Source organism: Stenotrophomonas sp. YJH_SMC_10 (assembly GCF_059371555.1).
In genome coordinates this window covers 41,724-55,632 of sequence record NZ_JCAFUS010000015.1, presented here as the reverse complement: position 1 = coordinate 55,632, position 13,909 = coordinate 41,724, and the positions used below count along the sequence as shown (strand labels likewise).

The following is a 13,909-nucleotide window of genomic DNA, read 5'->3' as shown; positions in this document are numbered from 1 at the left end:
TGCAACAGCATGGTGCGGTGGAACGTCTGGCGGCGAAGGTCTCAGTGACCGGCCTGGCTGGAGGCGTGGATGACCTGCAGAACGTCATGCAGGCGATCAACCTCGACCTGGCCAGGCGCCGAGGCGGTGCCGATCATGCCGAAGGTCAGCGCCTGCCCGAAGGTCTCGCCGGCCAGCCGCGAGACCACCCCGGTGCCGCCCATCGACATGGTCAGCAACGGCCTGTCGCTCTGCTGGCGCACCTGCCAGGTGGCGTCGAGCAGGGCCAGCACGTCGCCGGCATCGCGCGGCATCACCGCGATCTTCAGCACGTCTGCACCCAGTGCCTGCTGCTTCAGCAGCCGCGCGACGATCTCCTCGCGCGGCGGGGTGGCGTGGAAGTCATGGCTGGACATCACCACCTTCACCCCGGCCTTGTGCGCCTGCGCTACCAGCGCCTTTACCACCGTCGGGTCGCGGAACATCTCCACGTCGATCAGCTGGGCCACGCCTGCCCGCAGCAGCGTGGCGTACAGCGCGCCGTAGTCGGCATCGCTGATCGGCCTTGCGCCGCCTTCGGCCTTGGTACGGAAGGTCACGATGACCGGCTTGCCCGCCAGCGTCTGCTGGATCCGCTTGCCCAGCGCCACCAGCGCCTGGCCATCGGCGGCGATGTCCAGGTAGTCGATGCGCCATTCGGCGATGTCGGTGGCCTTGCTGGCGGCGATGGCGGCCGCCTGCTGCAGGGCGAGGTCTGCGGTGGCACCGGTGATCGGCACGATGGTGCGGGGGCTGCCTTCGCCGATGCGCAGCGAACCCACCTGCAGTAGCGCCGGCGGGGGCGCGGCCAGGGCCGGTACGGACCCGGCGCACAGCGCACCGGCGAGGAAGACCGAGGCAAACGGAATCTTCATGGCAGATACCCAAGCAGGAATGGAGCGCGCGACCATCAGAAGGTCACCTTGGCCTGGACGCCCACGGCCCAGGCGTTGTCGGTACCGCTGTAGTTGAACGTGCCCGGGTTGACGATGTACTGCACGTCCGGGCGGATCATCAGCCACGGATTCACCTGGATGCTGTAGGACAGTTCGAACAGTTCCTCGGCCTGGCTGAGGTGGTACAGCGGCGAATCGATGGGCACGCCACCGTCGGCCAACGCGGCCCGTCGCGCATCGACCAGCCGGTTGTTGATGTCGGCGCCCACGTAGCCCAGGGCGATGCTGTCCTGCGCGCGCCGACCGATGCCCTGGTAGACGCCGCCCAGCGCATACCAGCGCTTGATCTGCGCCGTCTGCCGGTCCGACACCATGTACTGCGCGAACGCGGTCAGGCCACGGGAAGGGTCGGCCGACTCCTGCGTAAGGCGCTGCTCGGCCAGGACGTAGGCACCATGGCGACCGGTGGTCGGCGAGGTGTCCAGCCCACGCTGGGCCACGCGCGAGGTGTCGTAGTATCCGCCGAACTTGTAGACGCCGGCGTAGCGGCTGCCCTTGGCAGGCGTCCAGGTCACTTCGACCGGGAACAGCGAACCGGTGGTGCCCGAGGCGAACGGACGGAAGGCATTGCGTTCGATGTTGCCGCCCAGGTTCGGATTGACCTGGAACCAGCCGGCGCGAACGTTCACTGCCGGGCTGACCTGCTGGGCAAACTCTCCGCCCCAGCGCGCCACCGGGTAGTTGTACCAGCCACTGTTGCCGGACATCGCCAACGGGTGCGCACAGAACGCGGCGTTGACGAAATGGGTCAGCAGGCTGTGCAGGCCGAACTGGTTGCCCATCGCGTAGTAGCCGAGCTTGTAGTACGACTGGCCGGCGTTGAAGGTCTGGTCGTAGCTCAGTTCGGTCAGCCGGGTGTACTGGCCACCGTAGGCTTCCTGGATCGGGAAGCGGTTGCCGACGAGGTCGGCCGACGTACTGCGGCCGCGACGGTCGTTGAGGGTGAAGTGGAACGCCCCACCGCTCCAGCCGGCCAACCGGCCCATGTCCAGGTCCATGCCCACGCGCACCTGCTGCGCGTAGCGCGCGCCGGTTTCGCCGTAGCCGCCATCGACCACGCCCATGGCTTCGCCCACGTAGTCGCCGCGGAAGGCGACGCCACGCTCGAACAAGTCGGTGCGGGTGCCGCCCCAATCGCCGGTCAGGGTCCTGCCTTCGTAACGGTTGCTCGATTGCGCGCAGGCCAGCGCCGGCAGCAGCGCAGTGGCCAGGATACCCAGGGCAACGGATGTGGGACGTGTCATGATCGCAGTCTCGTAGAGGGGATCAGCGCAGCGACAGCGGCGCGCTCAGGGGGGAGGTGGCGCCCTGCGCCGAGGTGACCGTGGCGGTCACGCTGCCGGCCACGGCAGCATCCACGGCTGCAGCAAGCGGGAAGGTGAAGCGGCCCTGCCCCTGCGCGTCGGTACGCGCTTCCACGCTGCCCAGCATCCATTCGGCCTCGCTGCCGCCGGCGGCGCGGTTGCCGAACACTTCCACCTGGTAGCGGGTGTCGGGCACGCCGTGGAAACGACCGCTCAACTGGCGCTGCGCGCCCTCGCCGCGCACGTCGACCCACGTCGGCGCGGCCTGTCCCAGGTTCGGCAAGGGCTGGCAGTCGGCCTGGCCGGCAGCCGTGCAGATGCGCGCGCGCCGGGCGGGATCGCTGTCGACGCCGCGACCGCGTGAACCGACGAAGCTGGCATGTTCCAGCCCCGGCACGCCGAACACGATGGCCCCCCGCGGCTGGCCCTTCACGCAGGCACCGCCGGCTTCGCAGCGCTCGATCGGCAGGCCGTTGCCGTAGATGCGGTTGGCGGTGAAGCGGTTCGGCGCACTGACCGGTTGTGGGCGCACGCCGATTCCAATGCCGTTGCCGGTGATGGTGTTGCCGTCAACCACGTTGCCGCTGCCGGTGATGCTCAGGCCCAGCGAGTTCCCGGTGAAGGTATTGGCCGCGATGTAGTTGCGGTTGCCCCAGTTGATCTGCAGGCCGTCGGAGTAGTCCACGAAGCGGTTGTGAACCACGGTGTTGTCGTTGCCCCACAGGATCTCGATGCCCTGCGAGGGCTCCGGGTTGGCCGCGGTGGACTGGAACAGGTTGTCGGCCACCAGGTTCCAGGCCGCGCCACGGGTCAGCTCCAGGCCATCGCCATTGTCGAGGAACACATTGCGCACGATGCGGTTGTGCACCGTGGTGGTCGCGGTGGACTGGCCCTTGCCGTCATCGCCGGTGAGCATGATGCCGGCACCGCCCTTGTTGGCGACGATGCGGTTGTCATGGATCTCGTTCTGGCTGGAGCGGTTGACCAGCACGCCGATGCAGAAATTGCGGATTTCCAGGCCTGCCAGTTCCACGCCCTGGGTATCCCGCAGGACCAGGCCCGGCAGCGTGGTTGTGCGCACATTGGTGCCGGACTGCCCTGGCTCGGCGCCAGGGCAGGCATCGGTACCGCTGCCGGTGACGTAGGCCGAGCCATCGATGGCGATGTACTGGCCGTCGCGCGCCCAGGACGTACCGATGATCTGCACCGGACCCTTGACCTCCGGCAGCGGCGAGGCCGGCCTGATGACGTAGGGCGCAACGCCGACGGCGTCGATCTCGATGCGGTAGCGGCCCGGATCGGCATTGGCGGTGGTGATCGCCCAACGCAACGAGCCGGCGTTGGCGTCATCGGCGTAGCGATCCACGCGGAGCACCTGCAGCGGCGCGCGCGGTGGCTCGGCTTGGTAGGCCAGCGCCAGCGTCGGCAACACGGCAAGCAGGGACAGGGCAACAACGGACAGACAACGGGACATGCGAACACTCCGCACAGGTGAAGGGACATCCGGCGGCCTTCCCCTGCACCTGGCTTCAGCACCGGACCGGCTGCTGCCCTCGCCCCGCCAGGGGTGGATCGCTTGGACTGCTACGAAACTGTGGAGTGAAATTAGGTTTATCGCACCGCACCATTCAAGTGCGATAATCGACTATGCGTGCGAATATCGAACTTAACGGGTACGACCATCGTTGTAGGCGGGCCGCGCAGCGACGCCGTCGACTGCGGTGCCGGCCAGCAGATGCGCGCCTTGCGCGGATGAAATCTGCCTGCGATCGCAACAGATCACGAACGCCCGTCGAAGGCCTGTTGTTGTTTCTGCGGGCGCCGGCCGGCGCCCGGCCGAACGCTCAGGAACTGCAGGACAGCATCGAGCAGCCGGCGCGGTGGTCGGCCCACCCCGGCCGCTTGCCGGCAAAGTGCTCCAGGCCGGCGCGCTCGGTGTATGGATCGCGCAGCACGTCCTGCAGTGCGTGCACACCGCCGAGGTCGCCCTGCTCGGCGCGATCGATGGCCTCCTGGGCCAGCCAGTTGCGCAGCACGTACAGCGGGTTGGCCGCTGTCATCTTCGCCAGGCGTTCGCTGGCCGACAGTGGATCGCTGCGCAGGCGCGCCGCGTAGTCCTGCAGCCACTGCTGCAACGGCGCCTGCACCGCCTGCTGGCGCGCCTGGTCGTAGTAGACGGCGTCGAGCAACGCTGCCTCCGGTGCCACCGGATCGAGCCGCATCAATGCGCGCCAGGCCAGGGTCATGTCCATGGCGCCCTCCTGCATCAGCTGCTGCCAGCGCTGGTAGAGCTGCAGGTCGTCATCGTCGGCGGCCGCCAGCCCCAGCTTCGCTGCGGCATCGCGGCGCGTGCAGGCCAAGAAGGTGGACGCATAGGCCGCCAGGCCTGCCTGCAACGGCGCAACGTCGGCAAACAGCGGCGACAGCGCCTGCGCCAGTCGGCTCAGGTTCCAGTACGCCACCTGCGGCTGCGTGCCGAAGCGGTAGCGCCGCCCCTGAGCATCGGTGGTGTTGGGCGTCCAGTCCGGATCGAAGTCCTCGACCCAGCCGTAGGGGCCGTAGTCCAACGTCAGGCCGAGCACGGACAGGTTGTCGGTGTTCATCACGCCATGGACGAAGCCGACGCGCATCCAGTGCGCGATCATCTCGGCGGTCCGCACTGCGATCTGCGCGAACCACGCGCCGTAACGCGCCTCGCCCTGCCCTTCAATCTCGGGGAAGTCGCGCGCGATGCAGGCATCGACCAGCTGCTGCAGCAGCGTGGTTTCACCACGCGACGCCGGCAGTTCGAACGAACCGAAGCGCAGGAACGACGGCGACACCCGGCAAACGATGGCACCGGGCTCCGCACGCGGGTGGCCGTCATAGAACATGTCGCGCACCACGTCCTCGCCGGTGCCGACCAGTGACAACGCACGCGTGGTCGGCACGCCCAGGTGGTGCATCGCCTCGCTGCACAGGAATTCGCGGATCGACGAACGCAGCACGGCCCGCCCGTCGGCACCACGCGAGTACGGCGTCGGCCCGGCCCCCTTCAGCTGCAGCTCCCAGTGGCGGCCATCGGGTGCAACCAGTTCGCCCAGCGAAATCGCGCGGCCATCGCCCAGCTGGCCGGCCCAGTGACCGAACTGGTGGCCACCGTAGTTGGCAGCCCACGGCTGCATGCCGGCGTACAGGGCATTGCCACCGAACACACGCGCAAAGCCTTCGCTCTGGACTTCGGCGGCGGGCAGGCCAAGCATCGCGGCCACGTCAGCCGACCAGGCCAACAGCGTGGGCGCCGCCACCGGCGTCGGCATCACCGGCGACCACGCCGCGCCCAGCACCTCGCGACGGCGTGGGCCGGATTCGGCGTCGCCCGGCAGGGTGCGCAGCAGGCGGTTGTCGAAACGAAGGCTGTCGGTATCCATGGCGTTGAAGATGGGGGCGACGGCCGCCCGCCTCAATTGCCGCTGAGCGCCTGCAGGTGGCCGCCGTGGGCCTCGGCCCGCTGGTAGGCCGGGCGTTCACCGATGCGCTTGAGGAAGCCGCGCAGCCCCGGCTTGTCGTCGAGGCCACCGCCTCGCGCGGCAGCGGCCTGGATCGGGAAGCTCATCTGGATGTCGGCCGCACTGAAGCGCTCGCCCGCGAACCAGGGGCTTTCGGCGAGGCGGCGCTCCATCCAGTCCAGGTGCAGGCGCCGCTGCGGACCCATGAAGCCGCGCTCGGCCTTGTCGGCGATGCTGCGCGCGATCGGGCGGGCGAAGAACGGCATCGGCGCGTTGCGGATGCGCCCCATCACCAGGGTCAGCAACAGCGGTGGCATTGCCGAGCCTTCGGCGTAGTGCAGCCAGTAGCGATAGGCCAAGCGCTCGGCCCCGTCGGCCGGCATCGGCGATGGCGACAGCTGGCGCTGGGTGTCGTAACGGTCCGCAAGGTAGTCCAGGATCGCGCCAGACTCGGCCAGCACCAGGTCGCCATCCTGCAGGACCGGCGACTTGCCGAGCGGATGCACCCTGCGCAGCTCCGGCGGTGCCAGCAGTGTCTTCGGATCGCGTGGATAGCGGCGCAGCTCGTAGTCCAGCCCCAGCTCCTCCAGCATCCACAGCACGCGCAGTGAGCGGGAGTTTTCAAGATGGTGGACGATGCGCATGGGGATGATCCTTGGGAAGGGCCACATCGTACCGCGCGCAGTGCATGCCCTTTGTAGAGTCGAGCCATGCTCGACTGGCGTTGAGAACACTCAGGCGCGGCTCGACGCCGCAAGGACAGCGGGCAATAAAAAACGCCGGAAGCTTTCGCTTCCGGCGTTCTGGCTACCCAACGGTAGCAGACGGATTAGACCGCCTGCACCTGGTCAGCCTGCATGCCCTTCTGACCCTGGACGGCGATGAAGGTAACCTTCTGGCCTTCCTGCAGGGTCTTGAAGCCGGTGCCCTGGATCGCGCGGAAGTGCACGAACAGGTCCGGGCCGCTTTCCGGGGTGATGAAGCCGAAGCCCTTGGCGTCGTTGAACCACTTGACGGTACCGGTCTGACGTTCAGACATTTTTACTAACTCCTGAAACACATGTTGAAAAAAATCGCAGCCACCGGGTATCGGGGCCGAGACTGAGTTGCAGGCGTTGGTAAAGCGGATCGATGAGCGGATCGTGAGATCAACTGCACCAGGCCACGATTCACGGTGACCCTAGCAAACACAGTGGGTCGCACGATACGCGTGTTTTCTGCAAAAAGCGATAGCCCCGGCGTTCATCGGAACACCTCGCCCGCTAGGCGTGGCAAGGGCTGGCAGCCTTTCGCGGCTAACCCCGAGCCCCCATTCAGGTTTTTCCTACCCTACACTGGGTAAATGACTGAAGCTGAAATCCCCGCTGAACACGCGTCTCCCCGCATCTGGGTGGACGCAGACGCCTGCCCCACCGTCATTCGCGACATCCTGTTCCGGGCCGCCGAACGGGTCGGGATCGAGCTGACCCTGGTCGCCAACCAGTGGATCCGCACCCCGCCGTCGCGCTGGCTGCGCTCGATCCAGGTACCGCAGGGGCTGGATGTGGCCGACAGCGCCATCGTCGAGCGGGTCGGCGCCGGTGACCTGGTGGTCACCCAGGACATCCCGCTGGCCGCACTGGTGCTGGAAAAGAAGGCCGTGGCGCTCAACCCGCGCGGCCAGCTCTACACGCCGAACAACATGGCCGAGCGGCTCTCGATGCGCAATTTCATGGAGGAACTGCGCGGCGCCGGGGTACAGACCGGCGGACCGCCGCCGCTGGGGCCGCGTGACCGGCAGCTGTTCGCCGCCGAACTGGACCGCTGGCTGGCGCGTCGCCCCGGTCGCTAAGCGCCTAGCCGCCCTCGGGCGGCAAGCGCAGGCGGCGCCCGCTGCTGAAGACCCGCCGCGCCCCGTCCAACGGGTCATCGAAGGCCAGGCCCTGCGCCAGCAGTTGCAGCGGAGCCTCGGCCGCGTCCGCAGGGCGTTGACGAAGCTGCGGGTACAGGTCGTCGCCCATGATCGGGGCGCCCAGCATCGCCATGTGCACGCGCAACTGATGCTTGCGGCCGGTTTCCGGCAGCAGGCGGTACCGCCAGATCGGGCCGTCGGCCTCGATCAGCTCGATCCGGCTGCGTGCGTTGGGCTCGCCGTGCCCTTCGGCCATGCGGAAGAAGGGCTCGCCCGGTACCAGCCGGCTGTCGCGCCGCAACGGAAACGCGACCCCTGGCAGCGCCGGCGCCAGGGCCTCATAGGCCTTTTCGATGCGTCGCTCGCGGAACAGCCGCTGGTAGGCATCGCGCGACGCCCGCTGGGTCGAGAACAGCACCAGCCCGGCCGTCAGCCGATCCAGCCGATGCAGCGGCACCAGATCGGTGTTGCCGGTGCGGGCCACCAGTCGCGCCAGCAGGGTCTCGCGAACATGCGCGCCGGCCGGCGTCACCGGCAGGAAGTGCGGCTTGTCGGCCACCAGCAGGTGCGCGTCCAGATGCACGATGGTCTCGGCGAAGGGAATCGACGGCTCGTCGGCCACCTCGCGGAAGTACTGGATCTCAAGGCCTACCTTCCACGGCGTATCCGGCGCAAGCACCCTGCCCTGCGCGTCCAGCACGCGGCCGCGCGCGAAGCGATCCTGCCATTGCGCGCGCGTGATGCGCGGGAAACGCGCGCACAGGCCCTCCAGCAGGATGGCCCAGGGGCCAGGCGGCAGCTGCAACCGGCTGGGCAAGCACATCGCATCCACTCCGGCCACGGGGGAAAGAGCACCAGAGTGCCACCGTTGACGGCCTGCAGACAGCCCAGCCACGGACACCCCTGCGGCAAACCTCTATCATTGTCGTCTTTAGTCCACGGATCACCCATGGCTCTTACCGCCACCATCCGCAAGGCCGAACTGCAGATCAGCGACATGGATCGCGGCTATTACGCGACCCACAACCTGACCCTGGCCCAGCATCCGTCCGAAACCGACGAGCGCCTGATGGTGCGCCTGCTCGCCTTCGCGCTGAACGCCGGCGACCGCCTGGAATTCGGTCGCGGCCTGAGCACCGACGATGAGCCGGATCTGTGGGAACACGACTACACCGGCGACATCCTGCAGTGGATCGACCTGGGCCATCCGGACGAATCGCGCATCCGCAAGGCCAGCAACCGCAGCCGCCAGGTGCAGGTGGTCAACTACGGCGGCAATGCTTCGGAGATCTGGTGGAACAAGCAGGGCAAGGGCCTGGCACGTTTCGACAATCTCTCGGTGGTCGATCTGGACGGTGACTTCGTCGAGCGCTGGGGCCAGCAGATCCAGCGCGCCATGCGCTGGAGCGTGCTGATCCAGGACGGCGAGGTGCAGCTGCTGAACGATCAGAACCAGTTCGACGTGATCCCCAACTGGCGCAAGCGCGCCCAGGCATGAGTACGATCCGTTGCGACGTGGTGGTCATCGGTGCCGGCGCCGCCGGGCTGATGACCGCGATCACCGCCGGCCAGCGCGGCCGCCAGGTGCAGGTGATCGACCATGCCAACAAGGTCGGCAAGAAGATCCTGATGTCCGGCGGTGGTCGCTGCAACTTCACCAACACCGGCACCACACCGGCCAATTTCCTGTCGGCCAACCCGCACTTCTGCAAGTCGGCGCTGGCACGCTACACGCCCTGGCACTTCATCGAGCTGGTGCACAAGCACGGCATTGCCTATCACGAAAAGGAACTGGGGCAGCTGTTCTGCGATGTCTCGTCCAAGCAGATCGTGAAGATGCTGGTCGACGAATGCCAGGCGGCCGGCGTACAGATCCGGACCGACTGCAGCGTGCAGCGCATCGAGCACGGCAGCGATGGTTTCCGCGTGCACACCACGCAGGGCCTGTTCCACTGCGCCTCGCTGGTGGTTGCCACCGGCGGCCTGTCGATTCCCAGCATGGGCGCTACCGGCTTTGGCTATGAGGTGGCCCGCCAGTTCGGCCACCAGGTGCTGCCGACCCGCGCCGGGCTGGTCCCGCTGACGCTGAGCGGCAAGCACCAGGAGCGGCTGGCCGACCTCAGCGGCGTCGCACTGCCGGTCGAGGCGCGCTGCAACGGAAAGAGTTTCCAGAACTTCATGCTGCTGACCCACCGCGGCGTGAGCGGCCCGGCCATCCTGCAGATTTCGTCGTTCTGGCAGCCCGGCGATGCGCTGGAGCTGGACCTGTTGCCGGGCCAGGATGCGGGCGAGTGGCTGCGCCAGATGAAGCGCGAGCGGCCCGCCGCCGAGCTGCGCACCGTGCTGGGCGACGTGATGCCCAAGCGGCTGGCGCAGCGCCTGTGCGAGCACTGGCTGCCGGACCGCCCGGTGCGTCAGCTGGACGAGCCGGTGCTGCGCCAGGCTGCGCAGCTGCTGGGCGCGTTCCCGCTGGTGGCCAGCGGCACCGAAGGCTACCGCACTGCCGAAGTCACCCTGGGCGGCGTGGACACGGCCGAAGTGTCATCCTCGACCCTGGAGTCCAAGCGCGTGCCCGGCCTGCACTTCGTCGGCGAGGTGCTGGACGTGACCGGCTGGCTGGGCGGCTACAACTTCCAGTGGGCCTGGGCCAGCGGCCACGCTGCCGGCAGCGTGGTGTGAACCACATCGCCGTTCGATGCGTGCCGGGGGCGCGCGCATGGACGGTTCGCCGCGCATCGTGTATCTAGATTTGCAGATTGGGGAGCAGTGCATGCAGAACGCGAACGACATCACCATCCGCCTGCTGATTGTCGATGACAGCGGCGAAAACGCCGAAGCCATCGTCAGCACCCTGCGCAACAGCGGCATCGCGGTACGCCCGTGGCGCCCGCAGGATGCGGCAGAGCTGGCCCAGGTGCTGGCCAGCCAGGCCATCGACCTGGTGCTGGCCTCGCCGTCCCAGGGCATCCCGCTGCAGCTGGCCGCCCAGCACATCGCCGCCAGCGGCAAGGACATTCCACTGGTGCTGCTGGCCGAGCGCATCGACGAGGACGAGCTGGTGCAGGCCAGCAGCCACGGCATCCGCGCCCTGGCCCTGCGCCAGCGCCCCGAGCACCTGCTCGCCGTGGTACGCGACCAATGGGTCGATCTGCAGGCGCGTCGCGGCCTGCGCCGGATCGAGGCGCAGATGCGCGAGACCGAGCGCCGCTGCGACGCACTGATCGCCTCCTCGCGCGACCCGATCGCCTACGTGCATGAAGGCATGCACATCCGTGCCAACGACGCTTACCTGGAGATGTTCGGTTACGAGCACTTCGACGACATCGAGGGCATCTCGCTGCTGGACATGGTCGCGGCCCAGCACGTGGAGGGCTTCAAGCAGCTGCTGAAGGGCCTCAGCCGTGGCGAGGCGCCGCCGCCGCAGTACCAGCTCGACGCGCGCCACCAGGATGGCAGTGCGTTCCCGGCGACGATGGAATTTGCCGCGGCCACCTACGAGGGCGAGTCCTGCCTGCAGGTGGTGCTCCGCCGCCGCATGGAGTTCGACCCCGAGCTGGCGCGCGAGGTCGAGGACCTGCGCCAGCGCGACCAGGTCACCGGCCTGCTCAATCGCCCGACCTTCATGCTGCAGCTGGAAAGCGCAGTGGCCCAGGCCGGGCGCAGCGAAGGCCAGTTCGGCCTGCTGCTGATCGAGCCGGACCACTACGCACGCCTGCTGCCGGACATCGGCCTGGCCTCGGCCGACACCCTGATCGGCGCCCTTGCCGGGCTGCTGGCCGACGTGGTCGGCGAGGACGCGCAGCTGGCCCGCTTCGGTGAACACAATTTTGCCGTGCTGCAGGCCGGGCCCTACGCGCAGACCGTGGCGCTGGCCGAGCGCATCCGCGAGGCCTACGCCGCGCATGTCTTCAGCATCGGCGCACGTTCGGCCACGGTAACGGTCAGCATCGGTGGCGTGCAGGTCGGCGAGAAGATCGCCAGCATCGGCCAGGTGCTGGCGCGCGCCAGCGAATGCACGCAGGCCGCCGCTGAGCTGGGCAACACCTGCCGCATCTTCGATCCGGCCGCTGCCGACCGGGTCGAGGAAGAGCGCGTCCTGCGCTGGGTCGCCCGCATCCGCGAGGCACTGGCCGGCGACGGCTTCCAGCTGCACTACCAGCCGGTGCTGAATCTGCAGGGCGAGCCGCTGGAGCTGTACGAGGCCTACCTGCGCCTGGAAAACAACGGTGAGCTGCTGAGCCCGACCGCGTTCCTGGGCATCGCCGAGGAACACGGGCTGCTGGCCGACATCAACCGCTGGGTGGTCTCGCAGGCGATCGCAGTGCTGGGTGAGCGCGCACGCGCGGGCCATGCCACCCAGGTGCTGGTGAAGGTCACGCCGGAATCGTTCGATGACCCGCAGATGATCGCCACCCTGCGCCGCGAGCTGCAGGCGCAGGGCGTGCCGGGCGAACGGCTGTGGCTGCATGCGCCGGAAGCCAAGGTATTCACCCACCTGCGCAGTGCGCAGCAGTTCCTCGCTGAAGTGGCGCCACTGGGCTGCCGCATCGGCCTGGAGCAGTTCGGTTCGGGCCTGGACTCGTTCCAGCTGCTGGCCCACTTCCAGCCGCAGTTCCTCAAGCTGGACCGCGGCTTCACCAGCGATCTGGCCGCGACCCGCGAGAACATCGACCGCGTCAGCCAGATCACCGCGCGCGCACAGGAAGCGGGCATCCGCACCATTGCCGAGTTCGTCAGCGATGCCAACTCGATGACCCTGTTGTTCAGTGCCGGCGTGGATTACGTGCAGGGCGACTTCGTCGGCCCGGCACTGCCGGAGATGGGCTTCGAGTTCGGGTGACCGAGGTAGCGCCGGCCGCTGGCCGGCAGCCTTTGGTACCCAGGGTTGCCGGCCAGCGGCCGGCACTACCCAAAGAAAAGGCCGGCGTTCGCCGGCCTTTTCGCTGATCAGGTCATGTCGACCAGGTTGTCGATCTTCACGTCCGGATTGACGTCGGCCTCGTAGTCGACGCCGTCCACGCCAAAGCCGAACAGGCGCAGGAAGTCGGCCTTGTAGCCGGCCAGGTCGCTGATCTCGTACAGGTTCTCGTTGGTCACCTGCGGCCACAGCGCAACCACCTTGCCCTGCACGTCCGCGGCCATTTCCTTGTAATCGGCGCGCAGGCGGCCTTCCTCATCGACCAGCGCAACGGTGTGGCCGTCGCCATCGACCAGGTCGTGGCGCAGGCGTTCGACCGCCGTGCCGTCGGCCTTGCCGCCGTAAAGGATGTCGTACAGCACGTCGAGCTGCTCGATGCAGCCTTCGTGGGTGCCCTTCTCCTTCATCACCTTGAACAGCAGCGACAGGTACAGCGGCATCGTCGGAATCGCCGAGCTGGCCTGGGTCACCACGGCCTTCAGGACCGACACGCGCGCATCGCCGCCGATTTTCGCCAGCTTCTCGCGCAGGCCCAGCACCTTCGTATCCAGGTCCTTCTTGGCGGCGCCGATCGAGCCGTTCCAGTAGATCGCCTGGGTGATCTCTTCGCCCACGTAGGTGAAGGCCGTGGTGGTGCAGCCATTGGCCAGCACGCCCGCATCGGCGAGTGCGTCGATCCACATCTGCCAGTCCTCGCCGCCCATCACTGCGACGGTGCCGGCGATTTCTTCCGGAGTCGCCGGCTGCAGGGTGGTCTCGGTGATCACTTCCTTGTCGGTATCCAGGCCACGCAGGGTGATCGGTTCGCCGATCGGCTTCAGCGTGGAACTGATGATGTCGCCGGTCTTGGGGTGCTTGCGGCGAGGTGCGGCCAGGCTGTAAACGACCTGGTCGACCTGGCCCAGGTCGGCCTTGATCATCTCGATGGCCTTGGCCTTGACCTCATCGGAGAAGGCGTCGCCGTTGATGCTCTTGGCGTACAGGCCGGCTTCGTCAGCGTACTTGTGGAATGCGGCCGAGTTGTACCAGCCCGCAGTGCCCGGCTTGGTTTCGGTGCCCGGGCGTTCGAAGAAGATACCCAGCGTGGCGGCGCCGCTGCCGAACGCAGCAGTGATCCGTGCGGCCAGGCCATAACCGGTGGAGGCCCCGATCACCAGCACCCGCTTCGGGCCGTTCTGGATCGGCGGACGCGCGCGGATGTAGTCGATCTGCTGCTTGACCGCGGCCTCGCAGCCGGTCGGGTGGGTGGTGACGCAGATGAAGCCGCGGACGCGCGGTTTGATGACCATGGATACCTCGGGTTGGCAGATGCGGCGCACGGGGCGCTCAGCAGG

12 protein-coding genes are annotated in these 13,909 nt (G+C 67.8%); 4 read left to right on the top strand and 8 right to left on the bottom strand.

Features of this window, described 5'->3' with window-relative positions; genetic code table 11:
• Positions 1-41: 41 nt before the first annotated feature.
• The 6 genes from aroD to AC5P9C_RS17415 form a co-directional block, all read right to left on the bottom strand.
• Positions 42-893 carry a type I 3-dehydroquinate dehydratase gene (aroD, locus tag AC5P9C_RS17440; protein ID WP_414615139.1) on the bottom strand — a complete coding sequence of 284 codons (852 nt, stop codon included), beginning with the start codon at positions 891-893 and terminating at the stop codon, positions 42-44.
• 35 nt (positions 894-928) lie between these two features.
• Positions 929-2,218 (bottom strand): carbohydrate porin, encoded by a 1,290-nt coding sequence (locus AC5P9C_RS17435; protein ID WP_053506436.1) that lies wholly within the window; start codon positions 2,216-2,218, stop codon positions 929-931.
• Positions 2,219-2,240: 22 nt separating this feature from the next.
• Positions 2,241-3,752, bottom strand: a complete 1,512-nt coding sequence (locus AC5P9C_RS17430; protein ID WP_130768176.1) for a right-handed parallel beta-helix repeat-containing protein — start codon at positions 3,750-3,752, stop codon at positions 2,241-2,243.
• 370 nt (positions 3,753-4,122) lie between these two features.
• Complete coding sequence (locus AC5P9C_RS17425; RefSeq protein ID WP_130768177.1) at positions 4,123-5,688, bottom strand: protein adenylyltransferase SelO; 1,566 nt, start codon at positions 5,686-5,688, stop codon at positions 4,123-4,125.
• 32 nt (positions 5,689-5,720) lie between these two features.
• On the bottom strand, positions 5,721-6,410 hold the full coding sequence (locus tag AC5P9C_RS17420) for a glutathione S-transferase family protein (RefSeq protein WP_053463268.1): 690 nt from the start codon (positions 6,408-6,410) through the stop codon (positions 5,721-5,723).
• Between the two features lie 185 nt (positions 6,411-6,595).
• Complete coding sequence (locus tag AC5P9C_RS17415; RefSeq protein WP_005416210.1) at positions 6,596-6,805, bottom strand: cold-shock protein; 210 nt, start codon at positions 6,803-6,805, stop codon at positions 6,596-6,598.
• A 303-nt stretch (positions 6,806-7,108) separates the two neighbouring features.
• On the opposite strand from AC5P9C_RS17415, the gene AC5P9C_RS17410 reads away from it, so the two are divergent.
• Positions 7,109-7,597, top strand: coding sequence for a YaiI/YqxD family protein (locus AC5P9C_RS17410; RefSeq protein WP_057493784.1), 489 nt, complete (start codon positions 7,109-7,111; stop codon positions 7,595-7,597).
• 4 nt (positions 7,598-7,601) lie between these two features.
• On the opposite strand, the gene AC5P9C_RS17405 is transcribed toward AC5P9C_RS17410, so the two are convergent.
• A complete protein-coding gene (locus AC5P9C_RS17405) occupies positions 7,602-8,480 on the bottom strand; it encodes a pseudouridine synthase (RefSeq protein WP_288431766.1) in 879 nt (292 codons plus the stop codon).
• Between the two features lie 126 nt (positions 8,481-8,606).
• Between AC5P9C_RS17405 and AC5P9C_RS17400 the strand changes: the two genes are divergently transcribed.
• The 3 genes from AC5P9C_RS17400 to AC5P9C_RS17390 all read left to right on the top strand — a co-directional run bounded on the left by AC5P9C_RS17400 (position 8,607) and on the right by AC5P9C_RS17390 (position 12,497).
• Positions 8,607-9,155 carry a YaeQ family protein gene (locus tag AC5P9C_RS17400; protein ID WP_049464421.1) on the top strand — a complete coding sequence of 183 codons (549 nt, stop codon included), beginning with the start codon at positions 8,607-8,609 and terminating at the stop codon, positions 9,153-9,155.
• A complete protein-coding gene (locus tag AC5P9C_RS17395; protein ID WP_049464420.1) occupies positions 9,152-10,336 on the top strand; it encodes a BaiN/RdsA family NAD(P)/FAD-dependent oxidoreductase in 1,185 nt (394 codons plus the stop codon). Before AC5P9C_RS17400 ends, AC5P9C_RS17395 begins: the two co-directional genes overlap by 4 nt.
• Positions 10,337-10,427: 91 nt before the next feature.
• Positions 10,428-12,497: an EAL domain-containing response regulator gene (locus AC5P9C_RS17390; protein ID WP_053463571.1), complete on the top strand. Its 2,070-nt coding sequence runs from the start codon at positions 10,428-10,430 to the stop codon at positions 12,495-12,497.
• 107 nt (positions 12,498-12,604) lie between these two features.
• Here AC5P9C_RS17390 and fabV read toward each other — a convergent pair whose 3' ends face one another.
• The gene (fabV, locus tag AC5P9C_RS17385; RefSeq protein WP_049464419.1) at positions 12,605-13,864 is read right to left on the bottom strand and encodes an enoyl-ACP reductase FabV; all 1,260 of its coding nucleotides are present in this window, start codon (positions 13,862-13,864) and stop codon (positions 12,605-12,607) included.
• Positions 13,865-13,909 lie beyond the last annotated feature (45 nt).

Excerpts from the sequence above, each read along its gene's own strand:
- aroD (WP_414615139.1), bottom strand. The coding sequence starts at position 893 with ATGAAGATTCCGTTTGCCTCGGTCTTCCTCGCCGGTGCGCTGTGCGCC.
- AC5P9C_RS17435 (WP_053506436.1), bottom strand. The coding sequence starts at position 2,218 with ATGACACGTCCCACATCCGTTGCCCTGGGTATCCTGGCCACTGCGCTG.
- AC5P9C_RS17430 (WP_130768176.1), bottom strand. The coding sequence starts at position 3,752 with ATGTCCCGTTGTCTGTCCGTTGTTGCCCTGTCCCTGCTTGCCGTGTTG.
- AC5P9C_RS17425 (WP_130768177.1), bottom strand. The coding sequence starts at position 5,688 with ATGGATACCGACAGCCTTCGTTTCGACAACCGCCTGCTGCGCACCCTG.
- AC5P9C_RS17420 (WP_053463268.1), bottom strand. The coding sequence starts at position 6,410 with ATGCGCATCGTCCACCATCTTGAAAACTCCCGCTCACTGCGCGTGCTG.
- AC5P9C_RS17415 (WP_005416210.1), bottom strand. The coding sequence starts at position 6,805 with ATGTCTGAACGTCAGACCGGTACCGTCAAGTGGTTCAACGACGCCAAG.
- AC5P9C_RS17410 (WP_057493784.1), top strand. The coding sequence starts at position 7,109 with ATGACTGAAGCTGAAATCCCCGCTGAACACGCGTCTCCCCGCATCTGG.
- AC5P9C_RS17405 (WP_288431766.1), bottom strand. The coding sequence starts at position 8,480 with ATGTGCTTGCCCAGCCGGTTGCAGCTGCCGCCTGGCCCCTGGGCCATC.
- AC5P9C_RS17400 (WP_049464421.1), top strand. The coding sequence starts at position 8,607 with ATGGCTCTTACCGCCACCATCCGCAAGGCCGAACTGCAGATCAGCGAC.
- AC5P9C_RS17395 (WP_049464420.1), top strand. The coding sequence starts at position 9,152 with ATGAGTACGATCCGTTGCGACGTGGTGGTCATCGGTGCCGGCGCCGCC.
- AC5P9C_RS17390 (WP_053463571.1), top strand. The coding sequence starts at position 10,428 with ATGCAGAACGCGAACGACATCACCATCCGCCTGCTGATTGTCGATGAC.
- fabV (WP_049464419.1), bottom strand. The coding sequence starts at position 13,864 with ATGGTCATCAAACCGCGCGTCCGCGGCTTCATCTGCGTCACCACCCAC.